The 16,364-nt window shown below is 73.2% G+C and carries 18 protein-coding genes; 5 read left to right on the plus strand and 13 right to left on the minus strand.

Going from position 1 to position 16,364, the window contains the following annotated elements; all coding sequences use genetic code 11:
• Positions 1-56: 56 nt before the first annotated feature.
• From ACFYXU_RS02375 to ACFYXU_RS02385, 3 genes are all read right to left on the minus strand, one after another.
• The gene (locus ACFYXU_RS02375; protein WP_389408182.1) at positions 57-239 is read right to left on the minus strand and encodes a hypothetical protein; all 183 of its coding nucleotides are present in this window, start codon (positions 237-239) and stop codon (positions 57-59) included.
• A gap of 279 nt (positions 240-518) precedes the next feature.
• Entirely contained in the window at positions 519-980 is a 462-nt protein-coding gene (locus ACFYXU_RS02380; RefSeq protein WP_389408016.1) for a molybdenum cofactor biosynthesis protein MoaE, read from the minus strand.
• Between the two features lie 97 nt (positions 981-1,077).
• Positions 1,078-2,187 (minus strand): SDR family oxidoreductase, encoded by a 1,110-nt coding sequence (locus ACFYXU_RS02385; RefSeq protein WP_376517640.1) that lies wholly within the window; start codon positions 2,185-2,187, stop codon positions 1,078-1,080.
• A gap of 377 nt (positions 2,188-2,564) precedes the next feature.
• Between ACFYXU_RS02385 and ACFYXU_RS02390 the strand changes: the two genes are divergently transcribed.
• Positions 2,565-3,995 (plus strand): zinc-dependent metalloprotease, encoded by a 1,431-nt coding sequence (locus ACFYXU_RS02390; RefSeq protein WP_376517642.1) that lies wholly within the window; start codon positions 2,565-2,567, stop codon positions 3,993-3,995.
• On the plus strand, positions 3,992-4,519 hold the full coding sequence (locus ACFYXU_RS02395) for an NUDIX hydrolase (protein ID WP_361401941.1): 528 nt from the start codon (positions 3,992-3,994) through the stop codon (positions 4,517-4,519). The genes ACFYXU_RS02390 and ACFYXU_RS02395 overlap by 4 nt, the downstream gene beginning before the upstream one ends.
• 54 nt (positions 4,520-4,573) lie before the next feature.
• On the opposite strand, the gene ACFYXU_RS02400 is transcribed toward ACFYXU_RS02395, so the two are convergent.
• The 4 genes from ACFYXU_RS02400 to ACFYXU_RS02415 all read right to left on the minus strand — a co-directional run bounded on the left by ACFYXU_RS02400 (position 4,574) and on the right by ACFYXU_RS02415 (position 8,405).
• The gene (locus ACFYXU_RS02400) at positions 4,574-5,329 is read right to left on the minus strand and encodes an AIM24 family protein (RefSeq protein ID WP_361401938.1); all 756 of its coding nucleotides are present in this window, start codon (positions 5,327-5,329) and stop codon (positions 4,574-4,576) included.
• Between the two features lie 19 nt (positions 5,330-5,348).
• Positions 5,349-6,029 carry an AIM24 family protein gene (locus tag ACFYXU_RS02405; protein WP_329851741.1) on the minus strand — a complete coding sequence of 227 codons (681 nt, stop codon included), beginning with the start codon at positions 6,027-6,029 and terminating at the stop codon, positions 5,349-5,351.
• Positions 6,030-6,040: 11 nt separating this feature from the next.
• Positions 6,041-7,660, minus strand: coding sequence for a TerD family protein (locus tag ACFYXU_RS02410; protein ID WP_389408015.1), 1,620 nt, complete (start codon positions 7,658-7,660; stop codon positions 6,041-6,043).
• 169 nt (positions 7,661-7,829) lie between these two features.
• The gene (locus ACFYXU_RS02415; protein ID WP_329851744.1) at positions 7,830-8,405 is read right to left on the minus strand and encodes a M48 family metallopeptidase; all 576 of its coding nucleotides are present in this window, start codon (positions 8,403-8,405) and stop codon (positions 7,830-7,832) included.
• Positions 8,406-8,623: 218 nt separating this feature from the next.
• Here ACFYXU_RS02415 and ACFYXU_RS02420 point away from each other — a divergent pair, with 218 nt between their 5' ends.
• Both ACFYXU_RS02420 and ACFYXU_RS02425 read left to right on the plus strand, forming a co-directional pair.
• Positions 8,624-9,775, plus strand: a complete 1,152-nt coding sequence (locus ACFYXU_RS02420; protein ID WP_389408014.1) for a TOMM precursor leader peptide-binding protein — start codon at positions 8,624-8,626, stop codon at positions 9,773-9,775.
• 41 nt (positions 9,776-9,816) lie between these two features.
• Positions 9,817-11,208, plus strand: coding sequence for an ABC1 kinase family protein (locus ACFYXU_RS02425; RefSeq protein ID WP_389408013.1), 1,392 nt, complete (start codon positions 9,817-9,819; stop codon positions 11,206-11,208).
• Here ACFYXU_RS02425 and ACFYXU_RS02430 read toward each other — a convergent pair.
• The 6 genes from ACFYXU_RS02430 to ACFYXU_RS02455 all read right to left on the minus strand — a co-directional run bounded on the left by ACFYXU_RS02430 (position 11,205) and on the right by ACFYXU_RS02455 (position 15,777).
• The gene (locus tag ACFYXU_RS02430) at positions 11,205-11,873 is read right to left on the minus strand and encodes a class I SAM-dependent methyltransferase (protein WP_389408012.1); all 669 of its coding nucleotides are present in this window, start codon (positions 11,871-11,873) and stop codon (positions 11,205-11,207) included. The genes ACFYXU_RS02425 and ACFYXU_RS02430 overlap by 4 nt on opposite strands.
• 28 nt (positions 11,874-11,901) lie before the next feature.
• On the minus strand, positions 11,902-12,084 hold the full coding sequence (locus tag ACFYXU_RS02435) for a hypothetical protein (protein WP_389408011.1): 183 nt from the start codon (positions 12,082-12,084) through the stop codon (positions 11,902-11,904).
• Positions 12,085-12,206: 122 nt separating this feature from the next.
• A complete protein-coding gene (locus ACFYXU_RS02440; protein ID WP_329851751.1) occupies positions 12,207-12,530 on the minus strand; it encodes a hypothetical protein in 324 nt (107 codons plus the stop codon).
• Positions 12,527-12,898: a WhiB family transcriptional regulator gene (locus ACFYXU_RS02445; protein ID WP_389456263.1), complete on the minus strand. Its 372-nt coding sequence runs from the start codon at positions 12,896-12,898 to the stop codon at positions 12,527-12,529. Before ACFYXU_RS02445 ends, ACFYXU_RS02440 begins: the two co-directional genes overlap by 4 nt.
• Positions 12,899-13,071: 173 nt before the next feature.
• The gene (locus tag ACFYXU_RS02450) at positions 13,072-13,428 is read right to left on the minus strand and encodes a hypothetical protein (RefSeq protein WP_361401916.1); all 357 of its coding nucleotides are present in this window, start codon (positions 13,426-13,428) and stop codon (positions 13,072-13,074) included.
• Positions 13,429-13,599: 171 nt separating this feature from the next.
• A complete protein-coding gene (locus ACFYXU_RS02455; RefSeq protein ID WP_389408010.1) occupies positions 13,600-15,777 on the minus strand; it encodes an ATP-dependent DNA helicase UvrD2 in 2,178 nt (725 codons plus the stop codon).
• Positions 15,778-15,924: 147 nt separating this feature from the next.
• Between ACFYXU_RS02455 and ACFYXU_RS02460 the strand changes: the two genes are divergently transcribed.
• A complete protein-coding gene (locus ACFYXU_RS02460; RefSeq protein ID WP_329851758.1) occupies positions 15,925-16,167 on the plus strand; it encodes a mycoredoxin in 243 nt (80 codons plus the stop codon).
• Positions 16,168-16,364: the final 197 nt, after the last annotated feature.

The raw sequence follows: 16,364 nt of genomic DNA on the forward strand, positions 1-16,364 counted from the left end.
GTACGGGACTCGACTGTGAGTGCACCCCTGGGGCGGTCCGTACGGGGCGGCCCGCGTCAGCCCGAGGGCGAGGTGGTGACGGCGGAGGCCGTCGCGGCCGGTTCGCGCTCCGCGCGGGCGGGGTCGGCGGTGGTGTGCACCCGCTCCATGGCGTCCCGGAAGCGGTCGGAGTCGGCGGTGGTGGTGTGGGCCCGCTCCATGGCGTCCCGGAAGCGGGCGTAGCCGGCGAGTTCCGCCACGTCACCTATGGTCTTGTTCCTCGAAGCCCAGCTTCCCCATATCGCCGCGCCGACGACTGCGAAAAGCGGAATCAGCAACCAGGCCAGCGCTGCCATCCCGACCTCCCATCCCCAGTGAGTTGATCAGCAGACTGTGTCATCTGTGGGACCAACGCTCGCGCGCGGGGGGCGGTTACGCAAATCGGGCGTTCGGCTACGCCGCGTCGGCGCGTCGCCTTGCGCCCGCACGACAGCCTCTAGGGATGCCGTGGCGAGCCGGCCAGATCGGCACGACACCGCCTAGCAGGCCCCGACCCATTCCTCGGTGCCGTCGGAGAACGTCTGGTGCTTCCAGATCGGCACCTCGTGCTTGAGGTCGTCGATCAGCTTCCGGCAGGCCTCGAAGGCCTCGGCGCGGTGCGGGCAGGAGACGGCGACGACGACCGCGATGTCGCCGACGCGCAGGTCGCCGACGCGGTGGACGGCGGCCAGGGCGCGGACCGGGTAGTTCGCGACGACCTTCTCGGCGACCCGGCGGAGCTCCGCGTCGGCGGTGGGGTGGCAGGAGTAGCCCAGCGCGTCCACGTCGGCGCCGCCGTCGTGGTTGCGCACGGTGCCGACGAAGAGGGTGGTGCCGCCGGAGGCGTCGTCTCCGACGGCCCGGAAGACCTCGTCGACCGAGAGCGGGGTGTCACGGATCGCGAGCAGCTTGATCGGGTCGTCCGCTGCGTGCTCACCGGGGTGGTCGTGCGTCTGCTCCATGGGCCCATGGTGCCGCACGGCTCCGGGATCCGGTAAGGGACCTTTCGACCTGTGCGCGAGACCGTCCGTAGGAGGGTCCTACAAGCGGTCCCGCGCGCTACAGTCCCCGCCGCTTCCGCATCTGCCGCACCAGGGCCGCCGTGCCGAGCAGGGCCACCGTCGCACCGGCCGCGCCGGCCGCCGTCGCGTCCTTGCGGCCCAGGCGTCGTCCGGCGACGGTGTGGCGGCCCTCGGCCTCCGCGAGGAGCGCGGCGAGGACCTCCTCGTTGGTCCACTTCGGGCGCCAGCCGGCGTCGTGCAGCCGTCCGACGCTCACCACCCACGGGTGCATGGTGTAGGCGAGGTCGCCCGCCGGGGACGGGGTCAGCCCGATCCGGTGCAGACGGGCCGCCGTGCCGAGGGCGACCGCGGAGGGCAGCTCCATGCGCCGGATCCCGGAGAGCTCCTCGACCTCCTCCTGCTCCAGCCACCCCTCGCAGCCGACGGCGAACTCGCCGTCGACCTTCTCCAGGGCCGCGTACTCCAGGGCGCTCACCAGGTCCTCGACGTGGCAGAACTGCCAGGTGGGCCGGGATCCGGCGACGACGAGGAGCCGGGGCGACTCGAAGTAGCGGGTGAGCGCCGTGTCCGTGCCGCCGACGAGGACGGCGGGCCGGACGACGGTGACGTGCAGACCGGGGTGGGCGCGGGGGGCGCGGCGGCCGAGGCGCTCGATCTCCAGCAGGTCGCCGACGCCGGTGGCCTCGGCGGTCGCCCTGAGCTCGGCGTCCTCGGAGAGCGGGATGTCGTTGTCGGGCAGGGCGCCGTAGACCATGGCGGAGGTGCAGAGCACCACCCGGTGCACCCCGGCCGCGGCGGCGGCGGTCAGGACGGTCTGGGTGCCGCGCACGTTGTAGGCCGTCCGGGCGGCGGGGTCGGTCTCCAGGTCGAGGTCGACGGCGAGGTGCACGACGACGTCCGCGCCGCGCAGCTTCTCGGCGATGGCCGGGTCGCGCACGTCGAGGATGTGCCACTGCGCCTCAGCGACGTCGCCCCGGCGCTCGTCGAGGGCGACGACCTGCTTGATCTCGTCGGAGGCCGCGAGGCGCCTGGTCAGCAGGTCGCCGATGCCGGAAGCGGCGCCGGTGACCGCGACGACGGGGCCGCGCGCGGCGGACCGGGTTGAGGGGTTTCGCGCTCCGCGAACCTGTGGATCTGGGGAACTCACCGGGCGTCTCCAGCGGTTGTCTTCAGTACGGACGCGCATGACGCGTACGGACCAGGTGGCGTCCATCCTGCCGCAGGGCACGGCCCGGCGGAGCACCGAGCCCATATCCGGCCCGGATGTCAGAGGGTGCCCCGCCGGTCGGGCCGGATCAGGGAGCGGTGTGTGGGTGCGTGCGAGCGCGGGGCGGATGCGGGAGGCGTGGCGGAGCCGTGCCGACCGACGACACCCGCGGCGAGCCCGCGTGCCGGACACCGCGAGCCCGGCCCGACCGGCGGGGCACCACCTACGCTGGTGGTGTGCGGGGCCTGTCTGGACAGGCCCTGGTCGGGCAGTCGCCGTCGGCAGGAGGCCGGCGGCCCTACGAGCCGAGGAAACCTGTGAGTGACACCCCATTCGGATTCGGCCTTCCGCCGGAGGAGCCGGAGAACGGCGACGAGGGCAAGAAGAAGGACCCCGCCGGAGGTGGCCAGGGGTCCGGCGGCAACCCGTTCGGTGCGAACCCGTTCGGCTTCGGCGGGCTGCCCGGGATGGGGGGTCCCGCCGGCGCGGACAATCCGTTCGCCGCGATGTTCGGCTCCCTGAACCCCAACGACCTGGGCGCGGCCTTCCAGCAGCTCGGCCAGATGCTGAGCTACGAGGGCGGCCCCGTCAACTGGGACATGGCCAAGCAGATCGCGCGCCAGGTGGTCGCCCAGGGCACCGCCGACGGCACCAAGGACGCGAGCGTGGGCCCGGCCGAGAAGTCGGCGGTCGAGGAGGCCGTGCGCCTGGCGGACCTGTGGCTGGACGAGGTCACCTCGCTGCCCTCGGGCGCGAACACGGCCGTGGCGTGGAGCCGCGCGGAGTGGGTCGAGGCGACGCTGCCGGCGTGGCAGCAGCTGGTGGACCCGGTCGCCGAGCGGGTCGGCTCGGCGATGGGCGACGTCCTGCCGGAGGAGATGCAGGCCATGGCCGGCCCGCTGATCGGCATGATGCGGTCCATGGGCGGCGCCATGTTCGGCCAGCAGATCGGGCAGGCCGTGGGCGCGCTCGCCGGTGAGGTCGTCGGCTCGACGGACGTCGGCCTGCCGCTGGGACCGGCCGGGCGCGCCGCGCTGCTGCCGCTGAACATCGAGGCCTTCGGCAAGGACCTGGGCGTCCCCTCGGACGAGGTGCGGCTCTACCTGGCCCTGCGCGAGGCCGCGCACCAGCGTCTCTTCGCGCACGTGCCGTGGCTGCGGGCGCACCTCTTCGGCGCGGTCGAGGGGTACGCGCGCGGGATCAAGGTCGACACCTCGAAGCTGGAGGAGGCCGTCGGGCAGCTCGACCCGACGCACCCGGAGCAGCTTCAGGAGGCGCTCCAGCAGGGCATGTTCCAGCCGGAGGACACCCCGGAGCAGAAGGCGGCCCTGGCCCGTCTGGAGACGGCGCTCGCGCTGGTCGAGGGATGGGTGGACGCGGTGGTCCACGAGGCCGCGAAGTCACGGCTGACCTCGGCGGACGCGCTGCGCGAGACGCTGCGCCGGCGCCGGGCCTCGGGCGGGCCCGCCGAGCAGACCTTCGCGACGCTGATCGGCCTGGAGCTGCGTCCGCGCCGGCTGCGGGACGCGGCGCGCCTGTGGGCCTCGCTCACCGACGCGCGGGGCGTCGACGGCCGGGACGGGCTGTGGGAGCACCCGGACATGCTGCCGACGGCGACCGACCTGGACGACCCGGACGGCTTCGTGCACCGCGAGCACCTGGACTTCTCCGAGCTGGACAAGATGCTCGGCGAGGCGGCCAAGGGCGACGCCCCCGAGAGCCCCGAGAGCGGGGACGACGAGAAGTGAGCCTGCACGACGAAGCGGTCCTCGTCCTGAAGGGGTACGAGGACCAGCCGGAGCTGCGCGATGTCTATCTGGACCATCTCGCCCGGCATCCGGACGGCATGTACAAGCCCTGCGGGGCCGGTCACCTGACCTCCAGCGCGCTGGTGGTCGACCCGTCGCGCGGGCGCGTGCTGCTGACCCTGCACAAGAAGCTGGGCATGTGGTTGCAGATGGGCGGTCACTGCGAGGAGGGCGACCCGACTCCGGAGGCGGCCGCGCTGCGCGAGGCGGTCGAGGAGTCGGGCATCGCGTCGGGTCTGACGCTGCTGCCGGGCGGTCCGGTGCGGCTGGACCGGCATCCGATCCCGGCGCCCTGTCACTGGCACCTGGACGTGCAGTACGCGGCGCTGGCCCCGGCGGACGCGGTGGCGGAGATCAGCGAGGAGTCGCTGGACCTGCGCTGGTTCGCGTACGAGGACGTGGCGGGTGTGGCCGACACGTCGGTGGTCGAGCTGCTGAAGGGCACGCTGGCACGGCTGGCGTGACGGGCGCGTGCGAGGGGCGGCCTCCGGTGGAGGCCGCCCCTCGGTCGTGACCGCTCAGTTCCAGGCGTTGTTCTGGTTCTGGGCGTGGGAGCCGTGCTGGCCGGCGCCGAACTGGGCGGCGATGCCCTGGCCGATGGCGGCGTTCTGCGGGGGCATGACCTCGCTCGGCTGGACGAGCGCGAAGCCCTGGCCGAGGAAGCTGAGCTCCCAGCCCTCGCCGGTGTTGCCCCGGCGGTGGCGGACGCTGGAGTTCGTCGTCTGCGCCTGCATCTGGACGCGGAGTCCGGTGGACCAGGCGACGATGGCGTCGGCGTCGGCGCTCACGTACTTGTCGGGCGTGACCTGCATCATCAGCGGCTGGCCGGAGGTCATCAGGGCGACCTTGCCCCGGCCGGAGATGTTGAGCTGGTACTTGCCGGTGCCGGAGACGCCGTACTGGCTGTCGACGGCGATGACCTCGGTGTGGAGGGTCGAGTCGAGCGCGAGGACGTAGGCGCTGTCGACGGTCAGGCCCTCCTGCTCCACCTCCACGATGTGGACGTGCTGGGCGAGGTTGGCGAAGTAGACCGTGCCCTGGCCCGAGCAGCGCATCAGGTCGAGTCCCTCACCGGTGCGGGCCTGGGCCCGTCGCTGGTTGGGCGTCTTGTACTCGCCGTCGAAGTCGACGAGTCCCTGGTACGCGACCATGGCGCCCTTGCGGGCGAGGACGTCGTCCTGGCCGGTCAGGGAGACCCGCAGGAGCTGCGGGTTCTGGATGACGTACCGCTCCTGGCTCTGCTGTTCGGCGTGGTTGAAAAGCGGGCTCTGCATGGTGTGTTCTCGCTCCCCCTCAGCCCCGGACCCGCAGGCGGTCGGTGCTGTCCTCGCTCGGCTGTACGACGACGATGCCCTGGCCCGAGAAGGCCATCTGGTAGGCCTCGCCGCTGCCCCGCCCGATGAGGGAGGAGGCCTTGAAGCTGCGCTTGCCCTTGACCTTGAGCGCGGGCGACCAGGCGACGAGCGCGTCCGGGTCGACGTACGTCTCGTCCTCGCCCCGGCCGCAGTCGACGACGATCGGGGTGCCGCGCGAGGTGAGCGCGACCCAGCCGGTGCCGGCGATCTCCACGTTGAACAGGCCCTGGCCGGCGAACTTGGCGAGGCCCTTGACGCGCTCGACGCCCCACTGGAGGTGGGCGTCGAAGGCGAGCAGGTTGGTGCCGTTGACGGAGAGCGAGTCGTTCTGGAGGTTGATGACGACGACGTCGGCGCCGTAGTCGGCGAGGTAGAGCAGCCCGTCGCCGGTGCACTTCATGAGCGGCGCGCCCTCGCCGGTCATCCACTGCTGGGCGACCTGGCGGACGGCGGGCGGGTTGGGCTCGTAGCTGATGAAGCCCTCGTAGGCGACCATCGAGCCGCTCCGGGCGTACAGGTCCTGCCCGGTGGCCATGGCGACCTTGAGCATGGTCCGGCCGTGGTTCTCCATCCGGGCCGCGACGGGGGTCGGGGCGTAGCCCGCGAGTTGCTGGTTCATGACGGGCTCCCTCAGACCTCGTAGGGCTGGACGACGATGAAGTTGCCGGGGGCGCCCCGGAACTGGAGGTTCACGGTCTCTCCGCTGTGGCCCGGGTAGGCGTTGCGGCGGAGCCGCACCTGGCTGGAGAGGATGACCTGGGACGCGGCCGACCAGGCGACGACGGCGTTGCAGTCGGCGAAGGTCGTCGGCGTGACGGGCAGGACGACGGGGACGCCGTGGGTCTTCACGACGACCGTGCCGGTGCCCTGGAACTGCATGGTGAACAGGGCCCCGCCGGGGATGCCGTGCCCCTCGATGCGCCGGACCTCGTACTGAAGGGTCTCGTCGAAGGCGAGGACGTTCTCCGCGGAGACGCAGATGCCGTCGCCCTGGAGCTCGATCGGGTGCAGGTGGGCGCCCTGCTCGGCGAGGAAGACCTGGCCCCGGCCGGTGCAGCGCATGAGCTGCATCTCCTGGCCGGTGGCGTTGCCGACGATCCGTCCGGCGAAGCCCGCGCCCTTGTAGCCGAAGTCGACCTTGCCCTGGTACATGACCATGGAGCCCTGCCGGGCGAGGACGGGGGTGCCGCCCATGGCGAGGTCGACCCGCATGAGCTGCTGGTTCTGCGGGGTCCAGCGGGCGCCGGTGGCGGTCTCCTTGTACGGCGCGAGCGCGGCGGCGAGCCCCGCTCCGCCGGCCGGGACGCCCTGCGGGACGCCGGGGTGCTGCCCGTGTCCCGGAGGCTGCTGTCCGTACGGGCCGGGGGCGGGCTGCCCGTAGGGAGCCTGCGGCGGCTGTCCCTGACCGGGGTACGGGGCGGGCACCTGGCCCGGGTACGGGGCCGGAGGCTGTCCCGGGACCTGGCCGTACTGCGGCTGCTGCGGCGGCTGCCCGTACGGGGCGGGGGCCGGGGCGGGCGGCGGCACGGGGGCCGTCGGGGTCAGCGGCGCGACCAGCGTGGGCGCCGTGTGGACCGGCTGCGCGGGCGGGGCCGGAGGCGCGCCGAAGGCGGGGGCCGGCGCGGGCGCGGCGGGCGCGCCGAAGGCCGGGGGCGCCGTCGCCTGCGGCGGCGGGGCGAAGCCGGGGGCCGCGGCCTGCTGCTGCGGGGCGGCGGGCTCCTCCTCGGCGACCTCGCCGCCGAAGTTCCGCAGGAGCGCCTCCAGGCCTCCGTCGAAGCCCTGGCCGACGGCGGCGAACCGCCACACGTCCTTGAGGTAGAAGTCGCCGAGCATCACCGCGCGCTCGGTGGAGAACTCCGCGCCGGTGAACGCGTAGCGCGCGACCTCCTCGCCGCCCGCCACGATCCTCAGGTGGCCGGGGCCGACCTGGGACATCTGGCCGGCGCCGTCGATCGTCGCGGTGAACGACAGCTTGTGGATGTTCGCGGGGATGCGGTCGAGCGTGACGCGGAAGGACTCGGTGTCGCCGGACTGCGCGCCGAGCAGCTGGATGGACTCCTCGGGCGACTTCGGCTGGTTGAAGAAGACGAAGTAGCGGTCGTCGGAGAGCCGCTCGTCCGCGTCGAGTCCGAAGCAGCTGATGTCGAATGTGAGTCCGGGCGCCGCGATCTGCACACCGACGTACAGATCGGTTCCCGCGGTCAGATCACTGATCTTGGCCTTGTGGCCGCGTTGGAATTCCCTGGCCATGCGTAACGACCGTCCCCCATCCCGAATGGCGAATGCTCGCGACAGGCTAACCGCTGGGCACGACATTGAGACAGGCCAGGTCGTTTTCGGTACGGAATCGGGAAACCCGCGCACCGACCCCGTCACGCTCCGCGAGGGGCCGCACCGGTTCTCCCGGGGCGGAGCGCCGTCACTCCTCGCGGCCGGCGTCCAGGTGCGGCAGGCGTCCGGCGGCGGCGACGCCCTCCAGATAGCCGCGTGCCCGCTCGGTGCGGGGGTAGGCCTCCAGGAGCTGCCAGAACCGCGGGCCGTGCCCGGGGACGAGGAGGTGGGCCAGCTCGTGCAGGAGGACGTAGTCGACGACGTACTCGGGCATGCCCTGGAGCCGGTGGGAGAGGCGGATGCTGCCCTCGGAGGGGGTGCAGGAGCCCCAGCGGGTGTTCTGGTTGGTCACCCAGCGGACGGAGCCGGGGCGGGCCCGGCCGCCGAAGTACTGCTCCGAGAGCCGCAGGGCCCGCTCGGTGAGCTCCTGGTCGCCGAGGACGCTCCGGCTCTCCTGCGCGGCCAGCTTGTCGAGCATGACGCCGACCCAGCGGCGCTCCTCCGCCTCCGACATGCGGGCCGGGATGAGCACGATGGTCCGGTCCCCCTCGCGGTAGGCGGACACCGTCCTCCTGCGCCGTGGGCTTCGGCGGACCTCGACCGCACTCGTTCCCGCCCCGCGGGGCGGTTCGCTGGTCACGCTGCGCTGTGGGTCGGCGGGCACGGGCCCGACGTTACCCGTTGCCGCCGCGGGAAGTCCCGCCTCCCGAGTGGTTTCGGGAACGATCCGACCCCTCCGCGCAGCATTCGAATGACTAATCCCCGGGCCTGTGGACAACTTTCGGCGGCCGTCACGGCGGCGGGGCATTCTCACAACGGGACGACGGAATGCCGTTGTCGATCATGAATGCGGTCCTGCGGAGGACGGACGGGGGCGGGGAAATGCATCCGATGGTGAAACCGGCGCTGCGCCGGGCGTGGCGGAGTCTGCGGTGCGTCCAGTTCGGCGTCGCCCCCGCGCACGCGGTGGTGCTCGACCCGGTCGACCCCGCGACGGAGGCGGTGCTCGGACTGCTCGACGGCACCCGCGGGACGGCGCTGCTGCGGGCCGAGGCCCGCGCCCTCGGGCTGCCGGACGGCCGCCTGGACGCGCTCCTGGGCAGGCTGGCGTCGGCCGGGCTGCTCACGGACGCCGCGAGCGGACGGCCGGGGAGGGCGGGCCCGGCCGGGGGCGCGGTGGACGCGGGGCTCGATCCGCTCCGCGCGGACCTGGCCTCGCTCTCGGTGGTCCACCCCGAGCCGGAGCGGGCGGCCCGGACCCTGGCGGCCCGGCGGGCCCACCGCGTCCGGGTCCGGGGCGCGGGGCGGGTCGGCGCGACGGTGGCGGCGCTGCTCGCGGCGGCCGGAGTGGGCTCGGTGGAGGTCCTCGACGAGGGCCGGGTCGAGCCCTGGGAGACGGCCCCGGGCGGACTGCCGCCCGATTCCGTCGGCGAGCGCCGGGCGACGGCGGCCCGGCGTCTGGTGGGCCGCTGGGCCCGGGAGCCCGGCCGCGCCCGGCGCCCGGGCGGATCGGGTGACGGCCTCGGCGGGCCCGGCCTTTCACTCGTCGTGGTGACGCCTCGGGACGGTCTCGGCGCGTACGTCCCGGATCCGCTGCCCGCCGAGCCGTGGCTCTCCACGGGCACCCCCCATCTGTACGCGGGCGTGCTGGAGGCGACCGGGGTGGTCGGCCCGCTCGTGCTGCCCGGTGCCACGGCCTGCGCGCGGTGCCTCCAGGAGGAGAGGACGGACCGGGACCCGGTGGCGCCCCGGATGCTGGCCCAGTGGCGGTCCGGTGCCCCGCATCCGCTGCCCGCCTGTGACGTGGGGCTCGCCACGGCGGTGGCCGGGCTGGCAGCCGCGCACGCGCTGGCCTTCCTGGACGGGGACCTCCCGGCGAGCACGGGCGCCCGGTGGGAGGCGTCGCTGCCGTCCCTCGCCTGGCGGGCGGAGCGGCTGAGACCCCATCCTGGCTGCCCCTGCGGCGCGGCGGGCGACGGAGAGGGGGTGCGCGCCTCGGCGGCGACGGACGCACACGACACAATGGCGGGGTAACGGCCCTGCGCGGCACGGCAGGCTCGGTTTTGGAGGGGCGTATGTCTGATCTTCCCCGGAAGGCGGTCACCCGGACCGCCAAGTTGGCCGCGTTGCCGCTGGGCTTCGCGGGCCGGGCCACCTGGGGCCTGGGCAAGCGGATCGGCGGCAGATCGGCGGAGCTGGTCGCCCGCGAGCTCCAGCAGCGCACCGCCGAGCAGCTGTTCAAGGTGCTCGGCGAGCTCAAGGGCGGGGCCATGAAGTTCGGACAGGCGCTGTCCGTCTTCGAGTCGGCGCTCCCCGAGGAGGTCGCCGGGCCCTACCGGGCGGCGCTGACGAAGCTTCAGGAAGCGGCTCCGCCGATGCCGACGCGCACGGTGCACGCCGTGCTGGAGGAGCGGCTCGGGCCCGACTGGCGTGAGCTGTTCCTGGAGTTCGAGGACAAGCCGGCGGCGGCCGCCTCGATCGGACAGGTGCACCGGGCCGTGTGGCACGACGGGCGCGAGGTCGCGGTGAAGGTGCAGTACCCGGGCGCCGGGGAGGCACTGCTCTCGGACCTGACGCAGCTGAGCCGGTTCGCCCGGCTGCTCGGGCCGCTCATCCCGGGCATGGACATCAAGCCGCTGATCGCCGAGATGCGGGACCGGGTCTCGGAGGAGCTGGACTACGCCCTGGAGGCGGAGGCGCAGCGGATCCACGCGGAGGAGTTCGCGGACGATCCCGGTGTGATGGTGCCCGCGGTGGTGCACCAGTCGGAGCAGATCCTGGTGACCGAGTGGATGGACGGGGTGCCGCTCGCGGAGGTGATCGCGGACGGCACGGAGGCCCAGCGGGACCGGGCCGGGCAGCTGCTGGCCCGCTTCCTCTTCTCCGGGCCCGCGCGCACGGGGCTGCTGCACGCCGACCCCCACCCGGGGAACTTCCGGCTGCTGCCCGGCGCGGACGGGGAGGGTCCGGAGGGGTGGCGGCTCGGGGTCCTCGACTTCGGCACCGTGGACCGGTTGCCGGGCGGGCTGCCGGAGACGATCGGCACCTGTCTGCGGATGACCGTCGAGGGCGAGGCCGAGACGGTCTACGAGCTGCTGTGCGCGGAGGGCTTCGTCAAGGAGTCCGTCGTGCTGGACCCGGACGCGGTCCTGGAGTACCTGCTGCCGATCATCGAGCCGGCCGAGGCGGAGGAGTTCGTCTTCACGCGCGCCTGGCTGCGCACCCAGGCGGCGCGGATCGCGGACCCCCGCTCCCCCGCCCACCAGTTGGGCAAGCAGTTGAACCTGCCGCCGTCGTACCTGCTGATACACCGGGTGACGCTGAGCACGATCGGTGTGCTGTGCCAGCTGAACGCGACGGTACGGCTGCGGGACGAGCTCACCGAGTGGCTCCCCGGCTTCGAGGAACCGGATCCCGAGGAGCCGGACCCCGCGCTGCCCGATCCCGCGCGCTCCGACCCGGTCTAGGGTGTGGCCGGCTTGTGCCAGACGAGGGTGTAGCGCCAGAAGAGGCGGCGGCGGATCCGGGCGCCGGGCAGGATCCGCTCGGCGACCAGGGCGATCTCGGCCAGGGTCTCCTCGGCGTCGCGGGTCGCGGCGGTCATCGCCACGGGCCGGGGCGCCGGGCGGCCCCGGTTCCTGAGCCAGCCGGTGGCGGCGTTCAGGGGGATCGAGAGCAGGCCGAGGAGGTGGTCCGCCGGCGTGGCGGGGCGGGACAGGCCCAGCACGACGAGGGTCCCGCCCGGGGCCAGCCGCTCCCGGAAGCGCAGGAGGGCCGGGGCGAGCGGCAGGTGGTGCAGGGTCGCGAGGCAGGTGACGGCGGCGTACGCGCCGTCGTCCCCGGTGTCCGCGAGGGCGTCCTCGACGGCGAAGGTCACCGGGGCGGCCGGGGCGGTCAGCTCACGGGCGCGGGCGACGATCGCCGGGTCGGCGTCGACGGCCCGGACGGCCGCGGCCCGGGTGGCGAGCAGCCGGGCGAGGTCGCCGCTGCCGCAGCCGATGTCCAGGGCCCGGTCCGGCCGACGGGGAAGCCGCCGCAGGATCCACCGGTGGTAGTGGGCGTTGTGGTCCCAGGGGTGGGCGGCGTTGAACCGTCCGAGGGCGCGCAGGGCGCGATCCGTGAGGGCTGTCATCGCGGCAGTCGATCACGGGGCGTGCGGCTCACCACCAGGCGGAGTCGAGGCGTCCTTCGATGGCCCGGAGGTTGGCACGGGCGCACTCCTCGCAGAAGTACTCCCGGCGGCCGTTCTCGACGGAGCAGGTCCAGGTCATCGGGAGCGGGTCGGCGGTCCTGCCGCAGCGGGCGCAGGAGACGGGCTCCTCGGGGTCGAGAGCTTCAGTCACCCTGGTGACGATAACCCGGCGCGGGGCCCCGGCGGGGGCAACGCACCGCGGGGGCCGGTCCGTTCGGACCGGCCCCCGCGAGGCCCCGTCAGGAGGACGGGGCCGGGGCATCACGGCGATGCTCAGTGCATGACGGCCATGGCGAGCGCGCGGCGGGCGCGCAGCGAGACGCGCTCGGCGCGGCGCTGCATGCGCCGGGCGGCGACCAGGCGCACGGCCTGGCGTTCCGCGTCGGCCTCACGCTGACGCTCGTGCATATGGGCACGGGCCAGGGCTTCTGGGATGAGTTGCATTTCACGGGTCCTGTTCTGACGCGCGGTGAACGCGGCGGCGGGGGAGAAGACTGGGGTCGCGGAGCCGGCGGGCTCGCTGGTGGAAGAGGTCATCGGGGCCTGCTTCTGGGGATCGTGCGTGAGGGGGCGGTCGATGGTTCCGGTGGCGCTCATGCCGCGACGACCGGGTTCTTGCGCGGACGGCCACGGGGCCGCTTGCGGGCGACGACCACGCCCTGGACGAAGAGCTCGCCGCCCCAGACGCCCCAGGGCTCGCGGCGCTCCTTGGCGCCGGCGAGGCAGGCGGCCACGAGCGGGCAGGTCCGGCAGAGGGACTTCGCGTACTCGACGTCGGTCGGGGACTCCGCGAAGAAGACCTCGGGGTCGTAGGCGCGACACGGGACGGGGACGCCGAGGTTCTCGATGGCGTCGTCGAGCGCGGTGAGCGCGGTGAGGGGGGTCAAAGCGGGGTCCTCCGTGAGGCCGGGCAGGGGGATCGATTCGGAATGCGGTACGGACGGGGCGTGCGCTTCGAGTTGCACGGTGGTCTTTCCTCGTCTGGTCGTTCCGGCCTGTTGGCCGGGGTCTCGGCTGGTACCGGGTGGTGTCTTTCCCGAGGCCCCTTCGCGCTGTCGTCCCCGTTCGGGGACAAACAGAAGGGCCGCGGATCCCGGGTGGGGTTCCGCGGCCCTGAAGGCGCCGGTCTGATCATGGATCAGACTGGATCACTCCAGGGTTCGAGCCCACGGAAGGCCCACATCATGTGGTCATGCGTCGTCGTCTGCTGCTCGGTTCCGGCACCGGTCGCCGCAAAGTCATAGGCCTTGGCCTTGCCTGCTGCTCCTGCTTCCAGTGCCTTGGTCGGTCGCTCATTGCGCGGGGCCACGGCGACCGTGCCGAGACCGGAAAGACCGGTGACGGGCAGGCCGGCGACGGGCAGACCGGTGCCAATGAGAGCCGAGGCGGAGAAGCCGAGCGAGCAGGTGGAGACGGCCGAGCGATCGGTCATTTTGGCGCTGCTGACAAAGCCGGCCGTGCTGACGGTGCTGGTCTGGATGGTGTAGCTGATCACTGGAATCGCCTCCTCTCGGCGTCTCGGAGGGCTCGGGTGCGAGCCGGACCCTCATGTTTATTTGGACAAGTACAGCACGAAGACAGGGCTTCGAAGAAGCGCTGTTTCCGTGGTTAAGAACCTATGGGGCTTGACGGGGCGGGCGCAAACTATTTTTCCGACGAGTTTTCATCAGGTCTCGTCCGGGCCCGCCCCACCCTCCTCACCTGCGCAGATGGCCAGGACCTCGGCTCCGAAGCGGTCGAGCTTGCGGGCGCCGACGCCGGCGATCGAGGCGAGCTCCCCGTCGGTGGCGGGGACGCGCTCCGCGATCGCCATGAGCGTCTTGTCGGTGAACACGCAATAGGGCGGCTGGCCGAGCTCCCTGGCCTGTTCCGACCGCCAGTCCCGGAGCCGCTCGTACAGGGCCTCGTCCATGTCCGAGGGGCAGTCCTCGCAGCGCATCAGCTTCATGGCGCCCGCCTCGGTGAGGGTCGCGCCGCAGACCCGGCACAGGACCGGGCCGCGCGGCCTGCGCCGGACGGGGCCGCTCCCCCGCTCGACGGAGCCGCCCCCGGCGGAGCCGATGGTGCCGAGGGAGCCGGAGCCGGGACGCAGCCCCTTGAGGAAGCGGCTGGGGCGCCGGTTGGCACGGCCCCCGGGCGAGCGGGAGAGTCCCCAGGAGAGCGTGAGGTGGACCCGGGCCCGGGTGACGCCCACGTACAGCAGGCGGCGCTCCTCCTCGACCTGCTCGTCGGTCCTGGCGTAGGTGATCGGCATCATGCCCTCGGTGAGGCCGACCAGGAAGACGGCGTCCCATTCGAGGCCCTTGGCCGCGTGCAGCGAGGCCAGGGTGACGCCCTGGACGGTCGGGGCGTGCTGGGCGGCGGCCCGCTCGTCGAGCTCGGCGACCAGGTCGGAGAGGGTCGCTCCGGGCCGGGCGCGGGCGAAGTCCTCGGCGAGCCGGACGAGGGCGGCGAGGGACTCCCAGCGGTCGCGGACGGCGCCGGATCCGGCGGGCGCCGCGCTGGTCCAGCCCTTGGTGGACAGGACGGCCCTGACCTGCGCGGGGAGGTCCTCGACGTCGTCGAGGAGCGAGTCGTTGCCCCCGGCGCGGGCGGCGCCGCGCAGGGCGATCCCCGCCTCCCGCACCTCCTGGCGCTCGAAGAAGCGCTCGGCGCCGCGGAGCTGGTAGGGCACTCCCGCGTCGGCGAGGGCCTGCTCGTAGACCTCGGACTGGGCGTTGATCCGGTAGAGGACGGCGATCTCTCCGGCCGGGACGCCGGCGGCGATCAGGTCGCGGATGCGGCGCGCGGTGCCCTCGGCCTCGGCGGGCTCGTCGGCGTACTCCGTGTACACCGGCTCGGGTCCGGTCCCGCGCTGGGAGATCAGCTCCAGGCGGTGCTCGGCGGCCCGGCCGCGGGCCTGGCTCAGCAGCCCGTTCGCCAGGTGGACGACCTGCGGGGTGGAGCGGTAGTCGCGGACCAGCTTGACGACCGTGGCGGCCGGGTGCCGGGTGCGGAAGTTCAGGAGGTGGTCGGGGGTGGCTCCGGTGAAGGAGTAGATCGTCTGGCTGGCGTCGCCGACGACGCAGAGGTTGTCCCGGTCGCCGAGCCACAGGTCGAGCAGCCGCTGCTGGAGCGGGGAGACGTCCTGGTACTCGTCCACGACGAAGTGCTGGTACTGGCGGCGGATCTGGTCGGCGATGTCGTGGCGGTCCTGGAGGATGCCGACGGTGAGCAGCAGCACGTCCTCGAAGTCGATCACCGAGCGGTCGCGCTTCAGCTGCTCGTACATGGCATAGATCTGGCCGATCTCGGCCGGGTCGCGGGGGGCCTCCCTGACGGACTTGGCGACCGCCGCCGGATAGTCGGCGGGGACGGTCTGGGTGACCTTGGCCCACTCGATCTCGCTGGTCACGTCCCTGAGCTCGTTCCGGTCGAGCCGGATCCGGCAGCGGGCCGCGGCGTCCGCGACGAGCTGGATCTTCCGCTCCAGGAGCCGGGGCAGGTCGCCGCCGACTGCTTTCGGCCAGAAGAACTGGAGCTGGCGGAGGGCCGCGGAGTGGAAGGTGCGGGCCTGGACGCCGCCGGCGCCGAGCTGCCGGAGACGGCCGCGCATCTCGCCCGCGGCACGGTTCGTGAAGGTGACGGCCAGCACACTGGCGGGCTGTAGGACGCCCGCCCGCACCCCGTACGCGATGCGGTGGGTGAGGGCGCGCGTCTTGCCCGTCCCGGCCCCCGCGAGGACGCACACCGGCCCGCTCAGGGCAAGGGCGACCTCGCGCTGCTCGGGGTCGAGCCCGTCGAGCACCGCGTCGGCCGTCTCCGGGACCTGTGGGAAGAGAGTGGAGTGCGTTGCTGCTGTCACCCCGCCATGCTGCCAGGTCGCCGGGGCCGGTGCGGCGGCTCGTCCACAGGCGGGGGACGCCGGTCGTACGATCTGCGGGAATGGGGCGGTGAACGGGGACGTTCTCCTTCTCGGCACCCGTCAGCGAACCAAGAGGAGCGCCAGGTCATGCAGGGCACTGTGACGATGTACAGCACCACGTGGTGCGGCTACTGCCGTCGGCTGAAGAGCCAGATGGAGCGCGAGGGCATCGCGTACACGGAGATCAACATCGAGCAGGACCCGGACTCGGCCGCGTTCGTCGAGAAGGCCAACGGCGGCAACCAGACGGTGCCGACCGTGCTCTTCGCCGACGGTTCGACCCTGACGAACCCGAGCCTCGCGCAGGTCAAGCAGAAGATCGGCGTCTGAGCCCTTCCGCGGCTCCCCGCACGGAACCCCCGACCGGTGACACGACCGGCCGGGGGTTCCGTGCGTCCGGGGCGCGGTCGGGGCCAGGTCCGGGGCGGCGGGGAGATCCCTGGGGGTTCGGGTGAAGATCGCGAAACGTCTCTGCGGAGACCGCGAGGAGTGGCGGCGGACCGGGGGGACGGCAGGCAGTCGGGAGG

The sequence above is a fragment of the Streptomyces sp. NPDC002232 genome (assembly GCF_042890295.1).
Classification (GTDB): Bacteria; Actinomycetota; Actinomycetes; order Streptomycetales; family Streptomycetaceae; genus Streptomyces.